The sequence below is a fragment of the Nitrospira sp. NS4 genome, assembly GCF_049546785.1.
Classification (GTDB): Bacteria; Nitrospirota; Nitrospiria; order Nitrospirales; family Nitrospiraceae; genus Nitrospira_D.
On record NZ_JBMWAN010000001.1, the window covers coordinates 901742 to 919573 of the forward strand.

At 60.2% G+C, this 17832-nt stretch carries 24 protein-coding genes; 13 read left to right on the forward strand and 11 right to left on the reverse strand.

Annotated features, from left to right (window positions below; genetic code table 11):
• The first annotated feature begins 177 nt into the window (after window positions 1-177).
• The 5 genes from ACO9S2_RS03975 to ACO9S2_RS03995 all read left to right on the forward strand — a co-directional run bounded on the left by ACO9S2_RS03975 (window position 178) and on the right by ACO9S2_RS03995 (window position 5014).
• The gene (locus tag ACO9S2_RS03975) at window positions 178-2136 is read left to right on the forward strand and encodes a penicillin-binding protein activator (protein WP_423720620.1); all 1959 of its coding nucleotides are present in this window, start codon (window positions 178-180) and stop codon (window positions 2134-2136) included.
• A gap of 11 nt (window positions 2137-2147) precedes the next feature.
• A complete protein-coding gene (locus tag ACO9S2_RS03980; protein ID WP_423720621.1) occupies window positions 2148-2888 on the forward strand; it encodes a site-2 protease family protein in 741 nt (246 codons plus the stop codon).
• A complete protein-coding gene (locus ACO9S2_RS03985; RefSeq protein ID WP_423720622.1) occupies window positions 2885-3031 on the forward strand; it encodes a hypothetical protein in 147 nt (48 codons plus the stop codon). Before ACO9S2_RS03980 ends, ACO9S2_RS03985 begins: the two co-directional genes overlap by 4 nt.
• Window positions 3028-4023, forward strand: a complete 996-nt coding sequence (gene trpS, locus ACO9S2_RS03990) for a tryptophan--tRNA ligase (RefSeq protein WP_423720623.1) — start codon at window positions 3028-3030, stop codon at window positions 4021-4023. The genes ACO9S2_RS03985 and trpS overlap by 4 nt, the downstream gene beginning before the upstream one ends.
• A 301-nt stretch (window positions 4024-4324) precedes the next feature.
• Window positions 4325-5014 (forward strand): outer membrane beta-barrel protein, encoded by a 690-nt coding sequence (locus ACO9S2_RS03995; protein ID WP_423720624.1) that lies wholly within the window; start codon window positions 4325-4327, stop codon window positions 5012-5014.
• 186 nt (window positions 5015-5200) lie between these two features.
• On the opposite strand, the gene ACO9S2_RS04000 is transcribed toward ACO9S2_RS03995, so the two are convergent.
• A complete protein-coding gene (locus ACO9S2_RS04000) occupies window positions 5201-5785 on the reverse strand; it encodes a class I SAM-dependent methyltransferase (protein WP_423720625.1) in 585 nt (194 codons plus the stop codon).
• A gap of 83 nt (window positions 5786-5868) precedes the next feature.
• Here ACO9S2_RS04000 and ACO9S2_RS04005 point away from each other — a divergent pair, with 83 nt between their 5' ends.
• Window positions 5869-6174: a hypothetical protein gene (locus ACO9S2_RS04005; RefSeq protein ID WP_423720626.1), complete on the forward strand. Its 306-nt coding sequence runs from the start codon at window positions 5869-5871 to the stop codon at window positions 6172-6174.
• 3 nt (window positions 6175-6177) lie between these two features.
• On the opposite strand, the gene ACO9S2_RS04010 is transcribed toward ACO9S2_RS04005, so the two are convergent.
• Genes ACO9S2_RS04010 through ACO9S2_RS04025 form a run of 4 tightly spaced genes read right to left on the reverse strand, consistent with a single transcriptional unit; the run spans window position 6178 to window position 8173 of the window.
• Window positions 6178-6690 carry a bifunctional nuclease family protein gene (locus ACO9S2_RS04010; protein WP_423720627.1) on the reverse strand — a complete coding sequence of 171 codons (513 nt, stop codon included), beginning with the start codon at window positions 6688-6690 and terminating at the stop codon, window positions 6178-6180.
• Between the two features lie 31 nt (window positions 6691-6721).
• The gene (locus tag ACO9S2_RS04015) at window positions 6722-6844 is read right to left on the reverse strand and encodes a hypothetical protein (RefSeq protein WP_423720628.1); all 123 of its coding nucleotides are present in this window, start codon (window positions 6842-6844) and stop codon (window positions 6722-6724) included.
• Entirely contained in the window at window positions 6844-7485 is a 642-nt protein-coding gene (locus tag ACO9S2_RS04020; RefSeq protein WP_423720629.1) for an MBL fold metallo-hydrolase, read from the reverse strand. The genes ACO9S2_RS04015 and ACO9S2_RS04020 overlap by 1 nt, the downstream gene beginning before the upstream one ends.
• A gap of 28 nt (window positions 7486-7513) precedes the next feature.
• Window positions 7514-8173, reverse strand: a complete 660-nt coding sequence (locus ACO9S2_RS04025) for a hypothetical protein (protein WP_423720630.1) — start codon at window positions 8171-8173, stop codon at window positions 7514-7516.
• 110 nt (window positions 8174-8283) lie between these two features.
• Here ACO9S2_RS04025 and ACO9S2_RS04030 point away from each other — a divergent pair, with 110 nt between their 5' ends.
• From ACO9S2_RS04030 to ACO9S2_RS04055, 6 genes are all read left to right on the forward strand, one after another.
• Window positions 8284-9009: a hypothetical protein gene (locus ACO9S2_RS04030; protein ID WP_423720631.1), complete on the forward strand. Its 726-nt coding sequence runs from the start codon at window positions 8284-8286 to the stop codon at window positions 9007-9009.
• Window positions 9010-9080: 71 nt separating this feature from the next.
• Window positions 9081-9914: a formylglycine-generating enzyme family protein gene (locus ACO9S2_RS04035; protein WP_423720632.1), complete on the forward strand. Its 834-nt coding sequence runs from the start codon at window positions 9081-9083 to the stop codon at window positions 9912-9914.
• A 64-nt stretch (window positions 9915-9978) separates the two neighbouring features.
• Window positions 9979-11541 carry an AAA family ATPase gene (locus ACO9S2_RS04040; protein WP_423720633.1) on the forward strand — a complete coding sequence of 521 codons (1563 nt, stop codon included), beginning with the start codon at window positions 9979-9981 and terminating at the stop codon, window positions 11539-11541.
• A 4-nt stretch (window positions 11542-11545) separates the two neighbouring features.
• Window positions 11546-12217 carry a CHAP domain-containing protein gene (locus tag ACO9S2_RS04045; protein WP_423720634.1) on the forward strand — a complete coding sequence of 224 codons (672 nt, stop codon included), beginning with the start codon at window positions 11546-11548 and terminating at the stop codon, window positions 12215-12217.
• Window positions 12218-12467: 250 nt separating this feature from the next.
• Entirely contained in the window at window positions 12468-12629 is a 162-nt protein-coding gene (locus ACO9S2_RS04050) for a hypothetical protein (RefSeq protein WP_423720635.1), read from the forward strand.
• A gap of 470 nt (window positions 12630-13099) precedes the next feature.
• Window positions 13100-13531 carry a hypothetical protein gene (locus ACO9S2_RS04055; RefSeq protein WP_423720636.1) on the forward strand — a complete coding sequence of 144 codons (432 nt, stop codon included), beginning with the start codon at window positions 13100-13102 and terminating at the stop codon, window positions 13529-13531.
• 106 nt (window positions 13532-13637) lie between these two features.
• Here the strand turns inward: ACO9S2_RS04055 and ACO9S2_RS04060 are convergent, their stop codons facing one another.
• The 4 genes from ACO9S2_RS04060 to ACO9S2_RS04075 all read right to left on the reverse strand — a co-directional run bounded on the left by ACO9S2_RS04060 (window position 13638) and on the right by ACO9S2_RS04075 (window position 15897).
• Entirely contained in the window at window positions 13638-14006 is a 369-nt protein-coding gene (locus ACO9S2_RS04060) for a hypothetical protein (protein ID WP_423720637.1), read from the reverse strand.
• Between the two features lie 264 nt (window positions 14007-14270).
• Window positions 14271-14576: a hypothetical protein gene (locus ACO9S2_RS04065; RefSeq protein ID WP_423720638.1), complete on the reverse strand. Its 306-nt coding sequence runs from the start codon at window positions 14574-14576 to the stop codon at window positions 14271-14273.
• Between the two features lie 72 nt (window positions 14577-14648).
• Entirely contained in the window at window positions 14649-15404 is a 756-nt protein-coding gene (locus ACO9S2_RS04070; protein WP_423720639.1) for a DUF72 domain-containing protein, read from the reverse strand.
• Between the two features lie 55 nt (window positions 15405-15459).
• Window positions 15460-15897 carry a DUF5069 domain-containing protein gene (locus tag ACO9S2_RS04075; RefSeq protein WP_423720640.1) on the reverse strand — a complete coding sequence of 146 codons (438 nt, stop codon included), beginning with the start codon at window positions 15895-15897 and terminating at the stop codon, window positions 15460-15462.
• 197 nt (window positions 15898-16094) lie between these two features.
• Between ACO9S2_RS04075 and ACO9S2_RS04080 the strand changes: the two genes are divergently transcribed.
• Window positions 16095-16457: a PilZ domain-containing protein gene (locus ACO9S2_RS04080; protein WP_423720641.1), complete on the forward strand. Its 363-nt coding sequence runs from the start codon at window positions 16095-16097 to the stop codon at window positions 16455-16457.
• 67 nt (window positions 16458-16524) lie between these two features.
• Here ACO9S2_RS04080 and ACO9S2_RS04085 read toward each other — a convergent pair whose 3' ends face one another.
• Both ACO9S2_RS04085 and ACO9S2_RS04090 read right to left on the reverse strand, forming a co-directional pair.
• Complete coding sequence (locus ACO9S2_RS04085; RefSeq protein ID WP_423720642.1) at window positions 16525-16716, reverse strand: DUF433 domain-containing protein; 192 nt, start codon at window positions 16714-16716, stop codon at window positions 16525-16527.
• Between the two features lie 432 nt (window positions 16717-17148).
• Complete coding sequence (locus ACO9S2_RS04090; RefSeq protein WP_423720643.1) at window positions 17149-17832, reverse strand: hypothetical protein; 684 nt, start codon at window positions 17830-17832, stop codon at window positions 17149-17151.

Genomic DNA, 17832 nt, shown 5'->3' on the forward strand with positions numbered 1-17832 from the left:
GGCGGCACACCGAGTTGCCAAGAATCGAACCGGCTATCCGCATCCGCGACAAACTATAGCCAACTCTCCCCGATGAACTCAATGAAACGACCGGCAGTTCTCCTTGACACCCCGCACCCTTTCCGATACTAGTCACTCGGTACCACAACAACAATCACCCACGTATTCAACACCCACATGCCGGTTCAGCTCACAGACCGACGATATCTGCTTCTCTGCGTCATGGGGGCGCTCCTCGTCCTCTGCAGCACCCTCTTCTTCGTCTCTACGCACGCGGCCGCAGCGATTGATCCCAAATCTCCGGCAAGCGATCCTCCCGTCCTGGCCCAGGCGAAGCGCCTCATCGACAAGGGGGATGCGGAATCCGCCTCCACCATGCTCCGCCGGTATCTGGCGACCTCGCCCCGCCCCGAATACCTCGACGATACTTATCTGCTCCTGGGGGCCGCCCTCCTCAACATGAAGGAATATCCCGAAGCCTTGAAGGTTTTGACCCAGCTCGCCACCGAGTTTCCCGCCTCGGAGTTGAGCGACCGGGGCAAGGTGCTGCTCGCCCAGACTCATGCCGCCATGGGTAACATCGATCTGGCGCTGCCTCTCCTCGCGCAACTCCGGACCGGCGCGGCCGATAGCGACACGAAGCGGGAAGCCCGCAAGCTCACCGCCGAGTTTCTGGCGCAGAAAAAAGACTACGTGCGGGCGATTCAGGTCCTTCTCGAAGACATCGCGGAAGGGACGGAACAACAGACCGCCGACACCCGGGACCAGATTCAGGAACTTCTCACTGAGAAGCTCGATAAGAAGGCGCTCATCCGCGTACGCGACCTGTACCCGAGAACCTTTCCCGGAGACCTCGCATCGATCCGGCTGATTGAGATCTACAGCATGCGGGGGGAAGACCATCTCGCGGAACGGCAGATCCAGCAATTCCTCAAACAGTTTCCCAATCATCCCTATGAGCCCAGGGCGACGGAAACCCTGGCCCAACTGAAGGCCAGGCTTAAGGCAAACCAATACTTCATTGCCACCGTCCTGCCGCTCTCCGGCCGTCTCGCTCCCTTCGCCAACGAAATACTTGAAGGCATCCAGCTGGCGGTCGAACGGGCCCGCGAACAAACCGGCGTTCCCTCGGTCGGCCTGCTCGTGAAAGACAACGAATCCGATCGTCCCTCGTTCCTCGACGATCTCTCCACCCTCCTAACCGACGACCGCCCCCTGGCCGTGATCGGTCCGGTGTTGTCGAAGAACCTTCCGGTGATGGCGGAAATGGCCGAGCGCACCAGGATCCCCTTGATCACACCGGCAGCGACCTTCCCCAACGTCCGCCGCCTGGGCGGTTATGTCTTCAGCACGACACTGACCTACGCGCTGCAGGCCAAACGCATCGCGGACTACGCCACGAAAGAACAAGAATACCGGCGTTTCTGTATCCTCTATCCCGATACCGTCTACGGGCGCGAGCAGGCCCGCCTCTTTGCGCAGGAAATCCGGCAGCATGACGGCGAAATCATCGCCATGGAGTCCTTCAAGGAAGGCGACACCGACTTTGCCCCGCAGATCAAACGGCTGAAGGAAGCGGATCTCAAGAAATTCGGCCTCGCGGTCCCCTACGACCCGTCACGACCGGCTGGGAAGCCGATCGGCAAGAACGATAAGCGGATTCTCTATACCCCCGGATTCGATGCAATCTTTATCCCCAGTCGCGCCAGCGAGATCGGCCTCCTGGCGGCCCAGCTCGCCTTTCACGATGTGAAGGTCCCGCTCCTGGGCACCAATGGCTGGAACTCCCAGGACTTTCTCCGCACGGCGGACCGCACCGTGGACGGCGCTGTCTTTGTGGACGGATTCTTCGTTGACAGTCCGAATTCGAACGTGCAGGATTTCGTGCAGCGATACCAGAAACGTTTTTCAGGGACCCCGACGCTCTTTACCATGCAAGGCTACGACGCAGCCAGACTCGTTCTCGAAGCCGTGCGCCATGGCGCCACATCGGGCGAGGCGGTTCGAGCGTTCCTCTCAGCTCAACAAGATTTGCCCACCCTCCTGGGACCGGCCGGCTTCGGACCGGAAGGCACCTTGCACCGCCCCCTCTTTCTCCTGCAAGTCAAACACGGTAAGTTTGTGCAGCTCGACTAACCGGACCGTACATGGACACCCTCGCCCCGATCATTCATAAAATTTCCTACATGGGGCTCCCCCTGCTCTTCGCCATGGTGTTCCATGAATATGCCCACGGGTGGGTGGCCGACAAATGCGGCGACCCCACGGCCAAGCTTCAGGGGCGGCTTACCTTCAACCCGGTGGCGCACATCGATCCGCTCGGCACGATCATTCTGCCGCTGCTCTGCCTCGCCCTGCCCGGGAGCTTCCTTCTCGGCTGGGCCAAACCCGTCCCCATCGATCTGCGGAACATGCGGCAACCCCGGCGCGATATGGCCCTCGTCGCCGCCGCAGGGCCGGGGATGAATCTCCTTCTGGCGACACTCAGCGCCCTGGTCGTCGCAGGACTCCTGGCCTTCGATCCCACCCTGTTGCAGCAACAGGCCGCCGATCGCGAGGCCGAACCATCGAGCCCGGCCACCATGATCCTGCTGCCGATCTCCGTCATGGCGCTGTACTCCGTCCTCATTAACGTCTTTCTGGCGCTCTTCAATTTGATTCCCATCCCGCCGCTCGACGGCGGGCGCATCCTGACCTGCCTGCTGCCTCCCCAACCGGCCCTCGCGCTGGCGAAGCTGGAGCCGTATGGCATGATGATCCTCATGGGACTCATCGTCTTCGACAAAGAACTCCGCGTGATTCATACGATCACCGGGACATTCGCCAACGCCCTGTCCGGCACCCTTCTCTCCACGGCACTGGGCTTCGGCACAGGAGCCATGCAATGACCACTGCACTAAGGGGACCTTTCCTCAGCGGCATGCAGATCTCGACGGGGCTCATCCCTCTTATCACCGGCACATTTGTCGAGGCCCTCTCCGGCACCGGTTTTTCGATCACAAAGGGCTTCGGTACAGGAGTCATCCAATGACCAATGCACCACGGAAACGCGTCCTCAGCGGCATGCAGCCCAGCGGCTTGATGCACCTCGGCAACTATCTCGGCGCCCTGGAAAACTGGAAGCTCCTGCAAGAGCAGCACGACTGCTTCTTCTTCGTCGCCGACTGGCACGCCCTCTCGACCAACTACGCCGACACCAGCCGATTGAAAGAATTCGTGCGCGAATTGTTGATCGATTGGTTCGCCGCCGGCATCGACCCGAAACGCTCGACCGTGTTCATCCAATCGCACATCCCCGAGCACGCTGTGCTGCATCTCCTGTTTTCGATGATGATCCCCGTCTCCTGGCTGGAGCGCAATCCGACCTACAAGGAAAAGCAGGAAGAGATCAAAGAAAAAGACCTCAGCACCTATGGCTTTCTCGGCTATCCCGTTCTCCAGGCCGCAGATATCTTGTTGTACAAGCCGGACTTCGTGCCGGTCGGAAAAGACCAACTGCCGCACCTGGAGCTCACGCGGGAAGTGGCCCGGCGTTTTAACGACATCTACAAGAAGTCCGTCTTCCCCGAGCCCAAAGAGTACCTCACCAAGTTCCCCAAGGTGCTGGGAACCGACGGGCGCAAAATGAGCAAGAGCTACGGCAACACGATCAATCTCTCGGATACGGAACCGGTGGTCCGGCAGAAGCTGAAGACGATGGTCACGGACCCGGCGCGCGTGCGGCGGACGGATCCCGGCAATCCCGAGGTCTGCCCGGTTTACGAGTTTCACAAAATCTATTCACCGCAAGCGGTGCAGGATCAGATCAACACAGACTGCCGTACCGCCGCGATCGGCTGCATCGACTGCAAGAAACAGGTGGCGGATAAGATGGTTGAGCGCATGGCCCCCATGTGGGACGCCCGCGCCGCACTGACGAGCACCCCATCACGCATCGACGAGATCATTCACGACGGCAGTGAGCGAGCCGCGAAGGTTGCGAAAGCAACTCTGGCCGAGGTGAACGAGGCGATGAAGATTTGATTCGAGATACCATAGGGAAGTCAGCGTAGCACGATAAACGGACACTCATGCAGTTGCCCCACAACGACTCGCCGTCTAGCAACAGAGGGTTGAGTTATGATTCGTTCCTCCTCTTGCTGCAGAATCAGTTTCCGCCGCTGCGGCGAACTATGACAGAGCTCAAACCGTCGCAGACACATGTGGGCGCCTCTGCACAGCTCACAAGCGCATATTGACCTCCCCGATGCCTTCTTTGATGTGATTGCCCACGCCAACCGGCGCGACGGTACCATCCCCAACATTCTCGTGTGGGAGATTCATCATGACTCATCGTTTCGGACCGATCATGCGGCTCACACTCCTCACGATCGTGGCGCTTCCGGTCTTAGGGTCCTGGTCCTCCGCCCTGGCCCAAACCGCCGAACCTACCCGGAGCGGCCGCTGGGAACTGCTGCTCGCACCGCAATACACCTTGTCCAGAAACCTCGGGTTTCAGGGCGGCACGACCGCGAACATGAATGAGACCTGGGGCTTCGGCATGCAACTGAACTACAACTTCAACGAGCATGTGAGCCTCGGCGGCCTCCTTTCATGGAACCGCCCCGATTACAACGCCGCCGTTCAGCCCGCATCCGGGAATGCGACACGTTCGATCTCCGGCACCCTTGAAACCACCACCTTTGGAATGGTACTGACCTACAACATCCTCTCCGGTCCGCTGACTCCTTACGTAGATGCCTTGGTTGCGGGAACCTATATCAATACGGATATCGCATCCGGCCCGCCCGTTGCGGGCTGCTACTGGGATCCGTGGTATGGCTATATCTGCGGGACAGCACAGCCGACCAAATACGATACGGTTCTCTCCTACGGGTTTGGGGGAGGCCTGCGGTGGGACATCAATAACTTGTTCGTCGTCCGGGGAGGCTTCCGTCAGCAGTTCCTCGATCTGCCGAACACCAGTACCCCGAGTTTCACCGTCTTCAAGCTTGATCTGGGAGTTAAGTTCTGATGCACGGTTCGCAAAAACGATGCGGGCAGCACCCGTCTCAGGCGTCAAGCCTGTAGGCGAAGAAACCGGGACGGGCAACTTCTCTTGGTCAATGCCCGGGCCGGATATGATTTCTGAGTGGACAGACAGTCCCGACACGGCTGCAACATTCTTCCGTCAGCTCCCACTCAGCATGACCATGCCCCATCATCCTCGCCTCGCAATCAGATTAATCCACCGGCCTTTGCGTTCTTGATTCGACACGACGCGGACCGACTCGATCGTCCACCCGCTGCGCTCGACCACGCGAGCCAGTTCGGGCTTCTGCCAGCGGGCGAAGTAGCGGCCCGGCATCCAGCCCTTCGTCAGCACGCCGCTCTTCGTGCCGTAAGTCAGCGTCGCAGCGAGCGTCGCCCCAGGCCCGGCAATCTGACTGAGCACTTTCAGCACTCGCGCCGCGTCGGTCTTGGGAAGATGGATCAGGGAAGCCGCCGCCCACACACCGTCGAAACTTGCCGCTCGAAACGGGAGCTCGCGCATGTCGGCGCGGACGAGGGGAAGCAACGGGGCCTCCTCGCGCGCAGTGCGCAGGAATGCCGCCGTCAGATCCATCCCCACGACTCGATAGCCCTTGCGCCGCAGCTCCTCCGCATCCTGGCCACCTCCACACCCGAGGTCGAGCAAAACCGCGCCGCGTGAGAGACCGGCCATCCACTCCAGCAGCAGCGCGGGCGGCCGCTTGCGTCGAGCACCCCATCGCTTCAGAAACGTGCCGGCCCCTTGCTCGTACACCTCGATGGTCGGCGCAACGATGCGACTTGTGGTATGGTGCCGGCGTGACGCGTGCTCATCTATGCCGTGAAATGAGGATGGCCATGACTCGATGGATAATCCCCTGTCTCGCATCAGCCTGCCTGTTGTGCTTCGTGGGCCCCGCGGCCGCCGTCGATCCCCCCTGCGACGCCTATCCCCAGGCAAAACAGGCCCGCTGCGTGACGATATGGAAAGAGCTGAACAAGGAGGACGGCCAGACGATCGCCCAATTCGGCCTCGACCAGCAGAAGCGGCGCGAAGAAGGGAAGATCAACGCCCAGCAGCATCTGGCCGAAAACATGGCCTTCATCAAACAGTCGACCGACAAGCGCCTCACACGGTTGAAAGAGCGCATGGCAGCAGAATAGCCATCACAACTCCGCTCCTCCGGCCTTCTCAAGCACTGTCCCCGCCGACTCCAGCAGATCCCTCCCGACCAGGATCGGCGCCTTGAAATGAACGGCGAGCGCGATCGAGTCGGACGACCGGCTATCAAAGGTCTTTACCTGATCCTGAAACGCCACGGTCAGCGCCCCGTAATAGGTACTCCCTTTCAGCGTGATGACGGTGCGTACAACCCGTCCGCCATAGGCCTCCAGGATCGTATGCATGAGATCGTGGGACATGGGGCGGGGGAGCTTCTCACCCTTGAGCGCCCCCTGAATCGACAACGCCACCGTCATGTCGACGAAGACCGGAATCACCCGGTTTTCCGCATGCAGCAGCACAACCGGCCCATGGTCCGACATGCGAACCGTCACCATCGTAATGACAACCTGTTCGGGGGAAGCCGGCGGCGCCTGCTGACTGAACGATGGGCTGGAGGTGAGGAGCAGAGAGACCAGAGGCACGCACGGGAGCATCAACCGGCTGAGCTGAGTCATAAAGACCTCCGTGGCTGATGACGAAGACGCGTTACGTCACGCGGAAGAACCGGTTCGATTCTTTTTCCACCCCGATCTCCGTGTCCGGCCCATGCCCGGTCACCACGGCCGTCGCATGGTCGAATGTATACTCCCGCTCGCGGTCCGGCCTCATCACCCCACGCGAAAAAACTGATTCGATTCTTTTTCAATTCCAATTTCAGTTTCGGGCCCATGCCCGGTCACCACCGCGGTCGCATCGTCGAGCGTATAGAGCCGTTCACGAATCGACCGCTCGATCGCGTCGAAGTCCCCGCCCCACAGATCGGTGCGCCCGATGCTGCCGCGAAACAGGGTGTCGCCGGCCAGCACCAGCCGGTCAGCCGGCACGTGAAAACTCATCGAGCCGGGCGTGTGGCCCGGCGTATGGAGGGCCACGATCGGCACCTGCCCCACAAGCACCTTCTCATCATCCTTAAGCCAATAGTCCGGCATCGGCACCGCGACGTACGGCACGCCGAACATGCGGCATTGGACGTCAAGATTCTGCCAGAGGTCGAGATCGTCTTGGTGGAGGCAGAGCGTCGCGCCGGTCGCCTTCTTCATTTCGCCGGCGGCGAGAAAATGATCGAAGTGCGCGTGGGTGTGAAAAATATAGCTGACGGTCAGCCCGAGTTGCCGGACTTCGTGCAGAATCCGTTCGGGCGCGCCGCCGGGATCGACCACGATGGCCTGCTTCGTGACGGGATCGCCGATGATGGAGCAATTGCACCCGAGCGGCGGAACGGAAAACGTTTTGCGGATCAAGGTCGGCATGGAGCACGTATGCTACCGTTCAACCGGCTCAGGGTGCAAGCAGCGGCCCGCCGTCGGATTCCGGCTCGATGCGGACCGTCCAGATCACCTCGGTGTCATAGATCGCCCAGATCATGCCTTGCCGCCGGAACCACACCAGAAACCCTGCGCCGCTCCCGTCGGGCCGCGGGTTACCGACATACACCAGGGCCTGGTCCTGGCGGAGATTGTACGCCACCCGGGAGAATACGAGCCGATCCAACACCGGCAAGGCCTGCACGGGTCTGCGCTGCTCCCAGCGGACAGGCCGAGCGAGCGACACCTCCGGCTCTTCGACGGTGTTGCCAGATACAAACCGGTAGCGGGTACCGAATTGAAATCGCCCTTCAAGCCTGATCGCCGTTTGGTTCACGGCTACGAACTCGCGCACCAGATCCGTCGGCAGGACCCCATCGAAGTACCCCTGCTCCTGGAACAGCGGCATCGTCAGCAATCCCTCCTGCTTGGGCGACAGCTGCGTCGTCGTCATGCGCTCGATGAGCACGAGGGAGGTCTCCGACGTGAGGAACTTGCTCGCGATGATCTCATCATAGAGGCGATATTCATCATCCGGAAATGCCGCAGCAACCGACTGCGGCTCAATCGCGTGAGCCGACCAGACCGTGACAACGCCGACCACAAGCAGGATGAGGTTGATGACACTACGCATGAGTGGAGCATAGCCGCCAGGCCGGAGGCCGGTCAATTCGGGAAATACTGCGTGGACAAGCTCGGGCGAACCGTGGATAATCGGCGGACAAACCTCATCGGGAGCGCAGCGTGACAAGACATTGTTTTCAGATGGCGGGCATCGGTCTCCTCGCCGGCTGCCTGCTCACCGCCGGCTGCAAGCCGGACGATTCGCCCTTTAAAGCCGAAAACGAATCGCTGAAGAAGCAAGTGGCCAGGCAGGAATCCCTGCTCTCCTCGCTACAAGACGGCAACAAGGTCATGCAGCAGCAGATCGATCTGTTGAATCAGGAACTGCGCGATGCCAAGAAGGCGACGGAATCGGCCAAGGCCGAGATGAATGTGTTGTCCGGCCAATTGAACGCCCAGCTGGCCCAAGCCAAGCGCCTGAGTGCCGATGCGCACAAGGCCGCCGCGACTCAGGCAGCCCAACAGCTGCGGGTCGAAGAAAAAGGCGCCCAGTCCGAGACCCTGCCCCACCCCCTCACGGCAATCGCCAAGGCGGTGGAAGAGGCGCTGGCCAGAAACGGGTACCAGCTCAAGGTCAGCTTCAAAAGCGAGCAGCGGGCCGTCTATGTAACGGAGCGGAAAACTTCCAATCCGGCCTCACTCGAAGCGACCGGCTCCCGCAACCAATACCTCATCACCCTCCAGACGCGCCCCGACAAGACCACCACCCTCAGCGTGCGGGCCGAATTTGAAAAAGTGGCTCAGGGAGGGCGCATTCTCAGTGTGAGCCAGGAAGAAACGGCGGAGATCGAGCAGCGGCTGATCGGAGAAATCCGCAAGGCCCTCACGGCTCAGGGCAAAGCCTGATGCCATCCCTGCGCTGGGTCTCCGCTCTTCTGCTTACCCTCACTACCTGGGCACTGTCCTCGCACCCCGTTATGGCCGCGAAACCGTCCCACCCCAAACCGTCACAGGACCTGGCGCGGCATCTCGCCGCCATCGCCGCCCTGGCCAAACCCTCCCCGATGCTCACGGTGCCGGCCGGCACATTCCTGCTCGGCAGCAAACGTATCGACGACGACCCCTATGGCATCGGAACGCAGTTCGATGATACGGAACTCCCGCAACATCGTGTGTGGCTGGACGCGTTCGAGATGGATCGGGACGAAGTCAGCCTGGGCGAATATCTCGCGTTCCTGTCCCAGCAAAAGATCACTCCGTCGGATGAACTGCAGAAGCTGATCTGGCACGTCATCACCGTCCACTCCGTCACCGACCAGACGCTGACCCGCTGGCCCGCTCTTTACGTGACCTGGCCGGAGGCGCGGGATTTCTGTCAGTCCAAAGGGAAACGCCTCCCGACGGAAGCCGAATGGGAGAAGGCCGCGCGGGGAACGGACGGCGGCCTGTTTCCATGGGGCAACGCCATGCCCGACTCGAAACTCGCCATGTTCGGCCAACACCACGTCCATGAGATCCCCATCCTTGCCGCAGTGGATTCGCTCGATGACGGACGCAGTCCCTTCGGCTTGCACCACATGGCGGGCAACGTGGCCGAATGGGTGCAGGACTGGTTCGGCTTCGACTACTACGCCTATATGCCGGAGAAGAATCCGCCGGGACCGGCCAGCGGACGCTACCGCAGCGTGCGCGGCGGATCGTGGAAAAGCAAAGTGATCATGCTGCGCACCGCCACGCGCAGCGGATCGGAGCCTGAGAAGCGCTCTCCCACCATCGGCTTTCGCTGCGCGAAATCGCCCTCACCGCCATAGCTTGCGCGCAGCAATGAGGCCTTTTCTTGGTCCCCTGCGAGCCTCATGTTAGCATTTCGTCCACATGGCACTCTCAACCAGCGTCCACGACCTCCGCACATTGATCCGGTCATTCCACCCGCTGATCGTCATTGAAACGGTGGAGGAAGATCGTATTGCCTCGCTGCTCCAATCGGTGAGCGCCCAGGAACGCATGCCCCTGTTCGAGTGGTCCATAACGCGGGGCTTGACCCGCCAGGAAGAGGGCCCCACGCTCAGCAAGATGACCGCCACCCCCCTCGCCCTGCTGCAGCATCTGCAAGGGCTGACGGTCGAAGGCATCTTCTGGCTCAAGGATCTGGCCCCTCATCTCCAAGACGCCGCAGCCGCTCGCCAACTCCGTGAAGTAGCCGCCGCCCACAGTCGATCCCACGCAACCTGCGTGATCACCGGAGAGCCAATCACGCTGCCGCCGGATCTCGAACGCCTCGCCGTCCGCTATCAACTGAGCCTGCCCGATCAGGACGAGCTGGACGCCACGCTCACCAGCGTGTTGCAGTCGCTCAACCGGCAGCGGCTCCAGGGCCGCCCCCGCTTCACCACCCTCGCGCACAGCATTGCGGAAACCATTACGGGGACCAACGGCAAGACGCACAACCTGCCGCCTCAGGAGCGCACAGCCATTCTCCGGGCGCTCAAAGGCATGACGCTGCACCAGGCCCGGCAAGTCATCACGCAATGCGTCATGGACGACGGCGTCCTCTCGGCGGGTGACGTGCAGAAGATCCTCGACCGCAAGGTGCAGGCGGTCAAAGACGGCGGCTTGCTGGAGTACTACCCCCTCGAAGACAATCGGTTCGAGCTGGGCGGATTCGGCAATCTCCAGCGCTGGCTCGATCGCGCCAGGATGGGCTTCACCCCGGAAGCCAAAGCGCTGAACCTGCAACCGCCCCGCGGCATTCTGCTGGTCGGCGTGCCGGGCTGCGGCAAGTCGCTGGCGGCCAAAGTGATCGCCCGCGAATGGCGGCTCCCGCTGCTGAAACTCGACGCCGGCCGGCTGTTCGATAAATTCGTCGGCGAATCGGAAAAGAACTTTCGGAAAGCGGTGGAGATGGCGGAATCCCTGGCCCCGATTATTCTCTGGGTGGACGAAATCGAGAAGGCCATGGTGGCGGGCGGCGGCAACGGCGAGGCCGACGCGGGACTCAGCCGCCGGCTCTTCGGCGCGTTCCTCACCTGGCTGCAGGAAAAGCAGGAAGAAGTCTTCGTCGTGGCGACGGCCAATGACCTGTCGTCATTGCCGCCGGAGCTGCTCCGCAAGGGGCGGTTCGATGAGATCTTTTTTGTGGACCTCCCGGACGATCGGGAGCGGGAAGCCATCTGGACAATTCATCTCGGACTCCGCAAGCAGGACGTGAAGGCGATCAACCTCACGCACGTCGTGAGCGCCAGTGATGGATTCAGCGGATCGGAAATCGAACAGGCGGTCGTCGCAGCCCTCTATCGAGCGCTGCATCAGAAGACCGCCCTGACGACCGAATTGTTGATCGAGGAGCTGACCCAAACGGTTCCGCTCTCGGTCACGCGGCGGGAAGACATCGACCACCTCCGTGAAACGGCCCAGGGCCGCTTTGTGAGTGTCAGGTAAGAATATGATGCGCCTGCTTGTGATCGGAACGACCATCGCCCTGCTCACGCTGGTCGGCTGCGCGACCGCCCCGGTAGAACAGGCGCCGCTCCCCCGAATCGACACCGTCCCGGCACAGTCCCCCGCTGCACTGTCTCGCACAAGAGCCGCCGTCGTCCGCACAGCCGCCAAACTCGTTGGAGCCACCACGCTTCAGAGCAACGGCCGGCGGATCGCCTACGATTGCGCCGGCGTAACCCGCGCCATCTTCCTGGAACACGGCATCGACCTGTACCACGGCAGTCCCGCCGATTCAAACGCCAATGGGGTCCGGCTTATCTTCGCCCATGTTCGACGGCACGGAACAGTCCACCAGAGCCCGGTCCCCCAGCCAGGCGATCTGGTCTTTTTCGACAACACCTGGGATTTCAACGGAGACGGCAGGCTCAACGACCCCTTGACCCATGTCGGTGTGGTCGAACGGGTCGACCCCGATGGCACGGTCATCTTCATCAGCCGCGTGGCCGATGCGATCGAACGCCACCACATGAACCTCGCCCTCCCCCACGTCCACAAAACCGCCGACGGCCGCGTGTTGAACGACTACATCCGCCGCAAACGCCCCGGCGACCCGGATGACATGGGGCACCTCACCGGTGAACTGTTCACCTTCTACGGAACAAGATTGGGGCAGTAGCAGGGACCTGAGACAACGAACCACTGGCGGTCTCGTGAGCCGTGAGCGGGAGAACTGAGGAAGGCCCTCTCTCAGAAACCTCTCCCGAACCGCCGGACACTCCTATCAAGCATCCTGTGCGGTCTTCCATTCCCGTCGCCTGATAAGCCTACAGAATTCCATCATGTTTCAGGCAACCGGCAGCTTTCTCCCGACCCGCTATACTTAGTGCAGCAGGTTACGCGAATTAACCCTCACCCAAGGAGTTGCCATGGGACAGACCGCCGCCTACTGCAGTGACTGTTACAACAAGGTGGGACGCATCGAAGATGCACTGGTCAAAGCAGCGGAAAGTGAAGGGAAAGTGCCCATGACGAAACAGGGCACCTGCGCACAGTGCGCACAAGACTCGGTGGTGGTCTACTACGAATAGCTGCTTCCGATCGCCACATCCTGCTCACGAGCACGTAGGTGCCAAGCTACGTGAGAACGCCGCCGGCGGCCTTTCTTCACAGCCTTCCGGAGACAGTGCCGGAGACCGGTCATCCGATCCTTGTCACGAACGAAGACGATACGGTACCCTCGGAGAGGCCTGCCGGTGACTGCACCGGCAAAGCCGGAACAGACGATCCCCGGACAAACGACTTTTTTCGACACAAGCACGATGTCGCTTCCCCGGCTCAGACGGCACGCCCTGACAGTCTGTTTGACGCCTATTCCAGCCTTGAGTACACAGCCCCCGCCATCCCGGCACATCCATGAGCTTCGTTCAGAACAGCTCCGTCTTCGCCCCGGCTGCGCTACAGTCTGGTAAGATACCTTCCGATAATAGAGCCATGCCGATCACGATCGCAGGTTCATTGGAACCGCCGGTCTGCTGGTACAACTTGGAGGCAGGACCTCATGGCAACATCATCCAAAGAGCCGGCCACGGAGAAATTCGCCCCTCTGCGCCAGACCCTTTTGGGTGTCCGGTACGGCCTCTTGGGCCTCCACAAAGCCCTGATTGTCGCTGAACAGCTGACCTTTGAACGGATTTACGGAAGGGTCGATTCCACCGGACAACTGCTCCAACTGGTCATGAACGACCCCTGGTTTACCTGGCTCCATCCGCTGTCGAATATGGTGGTGCGCATCGATGAGATGCTCGAGGAAGAGGACCGCCTCACCGTCGAAGAAGTGGCCGTGCTCCTGAGCGAAGTCAGAGGCATGATCCGGCCATCCGAGACGGGTGATGGGTTTGAACGAAGCTACTACGAGGCACTCCAGCGGGCCCCTGACGTCGTCATGGCCCACTGCGAAATGAAAAAGCTGCTGACCCTTTCCGGGGTCTGATATCTCTGCGGCAGGTCCCCCCCCCCTCAAGGCCTAAAACAACACAGGCGGCCGGCTCACAAGAGCCGGCCGCCTGGTGCGCTCGCCTCGGAGCGGAAAACTCGTCTTATTCCTTGCCTTGCTTTTCGCGAGCGTTGTCCCGGCCCTGCTGGCCATGCTCGCCGGCTGCTTCATCGGCACGATCGAGCCCGTGCTTCTTATCCTTGTTCTTATTCTTGTTCTTGTCCTTGTTCTTCCCCTTGCCGTTCCCTTTGCCTTTCTTCTTCCCTTTACCCTTCCCCTCATCATCCCCTGCCTCGTGCTTCTCGCCTTTCTTTTCACCCTCGACGGCCGGAGCCGGAGCGGGAGTCGGTGCCGGAGTGGTGGCCTGCGGTGCGGGAGCAGGAGCCGGCTCCGTCGCCGGAGCCTGGGCAAACAAGTTCGAGAAAGCCAACAACACCGCCGCAGCGGTGACAGTCGAAACGGTCTTAATCATGCTGATCCTCCGCATTGAAGTGAATCATGGTGCACCCGGGGTATTTCCCCGGACAGTGCGTATAGGAAATCTGAAATCTAGCAAGCCCGATGCCATTAATCCATCGAATCCGGTTAATGCGCATGCATATGATTCACCAAGGATTCACTCAATCTTTCTAGGACTTTGTACCGGAGGTTTAGAGCAATACGGCTACAGACCGACCAGATTGCCTCACCTCATACCGGGACACACACAAGAGAGGGAGTACGGGAAACGATACACCTACACAATTTGCGCGCAGGGCCAGGAGAAGGCCCGGATAGACGGCTTCCGCCAACCGGGATGTTTCGCAGTATCCTCGCACCATGCGGTAACCGCCTTCGTGACGCGGGCGAAGTGCTCATCGTCGAGCGCGACGAGGATCACCGAGTTCGTGCCGGGATAGAACGAGAGCCCCTCAGCCGGACCGGTCTGGCCGTACCCGACCGTTTCGGGCACTTCCGTAAACGCGTTCACATCGCACTGATGCAGGAGTGCATGTATCCGCTCCTTGAGGGACGAGCGAAAAGTCAGCATCACCATGTGCATAAGAAACCTCCCTGGATATTCGCGTTCTGTCGAAGACTATCAGACCTGCCTCCCTGCAACCGTCGCACGGCCTCAGGCGCGCCCCTGCTTCTCGAGCAGTTGATTGAGCGTTCGGGCATTGGCCACTGCATGGCCGAGCGCATCGTTGTTGAAGTAGGCATACACGTCCAGGTCGTTGCGAAGATACCCCCTGATCAGCTTGGCCTCCCTGGCCAGCTCGGCACCTGAATAGGATGACGCAAATAGATCGGTCCGTCCGTGAAACCGCATATAGGCGAAATCGGCTGTCACTTCCTCACAGCGGGGATAACCGGGAGAATCCGCGATGCACAGGGCAGCGCCATGCCGTCGGAGGAGATCAGAGGTTTCTTCGCAAAACCAGGACTCATGCCGAAACTCAAAGACCAGCCTCAAGGGATGAGACTTGGGAACAGACCGCTGCGCAATCCTGAGAAACGCGGCGAGCCTTTTTCGGTCGCACGGATACGACGGCGGAAACTGGAGCAGAATCGGGCCAAGGTGGGAACCAAGCGTCAGGGCATTTTGGACGAAGGTTGTCCAGGCCTCCTCTACATCAACCAAACGTTTGACATGGGTAATGAAGCGGCTGGCCTTCAAAGCAAAGATAAAGTCCTCGGGCACCTGTGCGGCCCACTTCTCGTACGTGCTGGGCTTGGGGAGATGGTAGAAGGAGTAATTGACTTCGGTGCTGTCGAACGAGCGGGAGTAAAACTCCAGGTAGCGCCGGCCCGGCAGGTCCTCGGGATAGAAGAAACCCTTCCAGCTTGGGTAGGCCCAACCGGACGTGCCGATGAGCAGACGCGCCATAGCCTCCCTTCATGGAACGGAAAGGGTTAGACAGGCATTGAACCCAATTGCGGTGCTACATCCGCCCTTCGTCGAGTTCGATCGCGTCCGCCCAGGTCGAGATCTTGGGGAGCGCGCTCACCGGCACGCCGCGCTTCTTCGCGATCTCATCCAGGCGCCCCTGAAACCGCGCACGAGCCGCGTCATCCTTCGGACCGGAGGAGAGCAGGCCCTGCGACCATTGCGCGATCTCCTCGTGCGAATGCGGCTTCCCATTAGCCACGACCCAGGCAAGCAACTGCTCATCCGTTCCACCGGCTAAAACTTTTTGTTCAAACGCCTTCGGATCGATCCCCAGAAAATCGACCAGGTACTTATCGAACCCGACCGTGATGTAGTTGTAGTCCTGAATCTGCCCGGCGTTCCGGAGCTTGATCTTGTCGATGAACCGCCCCAAGTGGGCAATGCCACCAAGCAGGGCTTTGGGACTGCGGGGATAGGCTGGTTGTGTCATGCGAACATTCTCCAGATTGGTGAGGGCTCAAAACATACAGGCGTGAGCAACAGAAGTCTAGCAAGGACGGGCGCGGATAGTCTCCTCGACGATCATTCAAAAAGATGGCATAGGTAAGCCGCCTAGCCAGCTCAAATACGTCCATAGATCAAGTTTTCGCCAGCCCTGCCGATACGTATCTAACAGGAGGCCATACCATGCAGTCACGGGGCCGCCATCGAGTTCCCGTTGGCTATCCGGCCAACATTCAAAGCGATACCTGCGCGGGGGAAGGCACCTTGCTCGATCTCTCGCCCACAGGCTGCAGAATGCGTAGCGACATCACGCTGGATGCGGGCACCTATCTCGCGTTGGAAATTGCAGTGGCCCAGGAGCGAGCCCCGCTGGCCGTAGAAGTGTCCGTCGTCCGCTGGTGCAAAGACGGCCAATTCGGAATTGAGTTCCTTCGGTACCGCCAAGGAGATCGCGAACGGGTCACGCATTTCGTCGAAGCCATGCCCTCGTATCAAGCCCCTGTCTCAGCCTACGCAGAATCGACCCTCAGCACCGCCAGCGTATAGCCCTATTTCCACAGAAACCCTGTCCGTAAACAGACCGCCCGCACGGGCTCGACCGAAGAGAGTGCGCTCAATAATCCCTGGAATCTTTTCCTTTGATAGCCGCTTCACGAGAGACCGAGGGGAAGTCCTCCAGAAAATCTTCCAAAGACGAGCTTCCCTCCAAATAGTCGAACAAGGTCTGAACTGGCACGCGTGTGTCTTTAAAAAACAAAGCGCCGCTCACAATTTCAGGATCACGACTGAGGTATTGGGATTCCATAGACACCTCCGCTACCGTCCAGTGTCGCATGCACAGTCTGAGAGAAGTCCAGCGACAGCTTGAGGCCCCATGGAGGGCAAACCTACTGGCTCATGCAGCATAAGTCCAGACGGAGACGTTCCCACATGCCTATGGAACGGCAGCAGACCTGCGGACGGACGGATAGCGTGACAGAGACAACGGAATTCGTCGAAGCCATACCCTCGTATCAAGCCCCTGTCAGTGCAAGAAGAATCGACCCTTAGCGCCGCCAGCGTGTAGCCCTATCTCCTTACAGAAACCTTGCTCCTAAACAGAACATCCGCAAGACGGCCTCCGCAAATCCAAAACTCCAAAAACGACCCGCACGGGCTCCAACGAGTGCAACATTCAATAGGTCCTGGAACCTTTTCGTTTTCCCCATTGCCTCCTGCGGCGTGTTGGGGCGCCATCCTACGCAAGCCGCCTTGCCTCTTCCGGATGAAAGTAGAGGTGGACCGCATCGAATCCGTGCGCGGCCGGATGGGGAGTTCCGTCGCGCCAGCGGATCAGGCCCGAAGTGTGCACGACATCTACAACAAGCAGAAGCTCCACGCGAGCGATCCCCACGCGATAGCTAGACAGCTTCGAAGCCTTGTCACCGATGACCGGCTCGACGTCGGCGGCTGTCAGCCATCCTCGCCAACCAACAGAGTTGTTGCCACACCTCCACCGCGAATACGCCCCCGCCTCTGATGGAAGCGACGTCAGATAAAAGGTAGCACTGTTCATCTCGAACCGAGACCTGGTCCAATGCACGGCTGGGCGCTCTGTTTTCAGACGATCTGCCACAACGCTGGTATCCATACTAAAACGGTTAGGGATGTTGGCGGTGACGAGCAGCGGCAGCCCGGATCGTGAGTAGTAGTCTGAAGCTAGTCTCCTGAGGTACTGCACGCGCCTCGACTCCGCAGCCTTGGTAGGAGACCCTGTCGGGCTCTGATCGCGGAAGACCTGTGCAACCTCAAGACCAAACCGCTCCTCTCCATCGGAGACGAGAAAGTCAGGAGACTCGCGCTCCTCAAGGATCGCGTAGCCCGAACCAAGGCGCGGCAGGAAGCCCTCGACAAAGATGCGCTCCAATACCTTCGACGCCAT

Bases quoted from the DNA above. Each gene is read 5' to 3' on its own strand.
- ACO9S2_RS04040 (WP_423720633.1), top strand. From the start codon at position 9,979: ATGGCACTCTCAACCAGCGTCCACGACCTCCGCACATTGATCCGGTCA.
- ACO9S2_RS04005 (WP_423720626.1), top strand. From the start codon at position 5,869: ATGACTCGATGGATAATCCCCTGTCTCGCATCAGCCTGCCTGTTGTGC.
- ACO9S2_RS04060 (WP_423720637.1), bottom strand. From the start codon at position 14,006: ATGATTAAGACCGTTTCGACTGTCACCGCTGCGGCGGTGTTGTTGGCT.
- ACO9S2_RS04035 (WP_423720632.1), top strand. From the start codon at position 9,081: ATGGCCGCGAAACCGTCCCACCCCAAACCGTCACAGGACCTGGCGCGG.
- ACO9S2_RS04085 (WP_423720642.1), bottom strand. From the start codon at position 16,716: ATGGAATCCCAATACCTCAGTCGTGATCCTGAAATTGTGAGCGGCGCT.
- ACO9S2_RS03985 (WP_423720622.1), top strand. From the start codon at position 2,885: ATGACCACTGCACTAAGGGGACCTTTCCTCAGCGGCATGCAGATCTCG.
- ACO9S2_RS03995 (WP_423720624.1), top strand. From the start codon at position 4,325: ATGACTCATCGTTTCGGACCGATCATGCGGCTCACACTCCTCACGATC.
- ACO9S2_RS04075 (WP_423720640.1), bottom strand. From the start codon at position 15,897: ATGACACAACCAGCCTATCCCCGCAGTCCCAAAGCCCTGCTTGGTGGC.
- ACO9S2_RS04045 (WP_423720634.1), top strand. From the start codon at position 11,546: ATGATGCGCCTGCTTGTGATCGGAACGACCATCGCCCTGCTCACGCTG.
- ACO9S2_RS04080 (WP_423720641.1), top strand. From the start codon at position 16,095: ATGCAGTCACGGGGCCGCCATCGAGTTCCCGTTGGCTATCCGGCCAAC.
- ACO9S2_RS04090 (WP_423720643.1), bottom strand. From the start codon at position 17,832: ATGGCGTCGAAGGTATTGGAGCGCATCTTTGTCGAGGGCTTCCTGCCG.
- ACO9S2_RS04070 (WP_423720639.1), bottom strand. From the start codon at position 15,404: ATGGCGCGTCTGCTCATCGGCACGTCCGGTTGGGCCTACCCAAGCTGG.
- ACO9S2_RS04010 (WP_423720627.1), bottom strand. From the start codon at position 6,690: ATGACTCAGCTCAGCCGGTTGATGCTCCCGTGCGTGCCTCTGGTCTCT.
- ACO9S2_RS04050 (WP_423720635.1), top strand. From the start codon at position 12,468: ATGGGACAGACCGCCGCCTACTGCAGTGACTGTTACAACAAGGTGGGA.
- ACO9S2_RS03980 (WP_423720621.1), top strand. From the start codon at position 2,148: ATGGACACCCTCGCCCCGATCATTCATAAAATTTCCTACATGGGGCTC.
- ACO9S2_RS04065 (WP_423720638.1), bottom strand. From the start codon at position 14,576: ATGCACATGGTGATGCTGACTTTTCGCTCGTCCCTCAAGGAGCGGATA.
- ACO9S2_RS04025 (WP_423720630.1), bottom strand. From the start codon at position 8,173: ATGCGTAGTGTCATCAACCTCATCCTGCTTGTGGTCGGCGTTGTCACG.
- ACO9S2_RS04015 (WP_423720628.1), bottom strand. From the start codon at position 6,844: ATGAGGCCGGACCGCGAGCGGGAGTATACATTCGACCATGCGACGGCC.
- trpS (WP_423720623.1), top strand. From the start codon at position 3,028: ATGACCAATGCACCACGGAAACGCGTCCTCAGCGGCATGCAGCCCAGC.
- ACO9S2_RS04055 (WP_423720636.1), top strand. From the start codon at position 13,100: ATGGCAACATCATCCAAAGAGCCGGCCACGGAGAAATTCGCCCCTCTG.
- ACO9S2_RS03975 (WP_423720620.1), top strand. From the start codon at position 178: ATGCCGGTTCAGCTCACAGACCGACGATATCTGCTTCTCTGCGTCATG.
- ACO9S2_RS04020 (WP_423720629.1), bottom strand. From the start codon at position 7,485: ATGCCGACCTTGATCCGCAAAACGTTTTCCGTTCCGCCGCTCGGGTGC.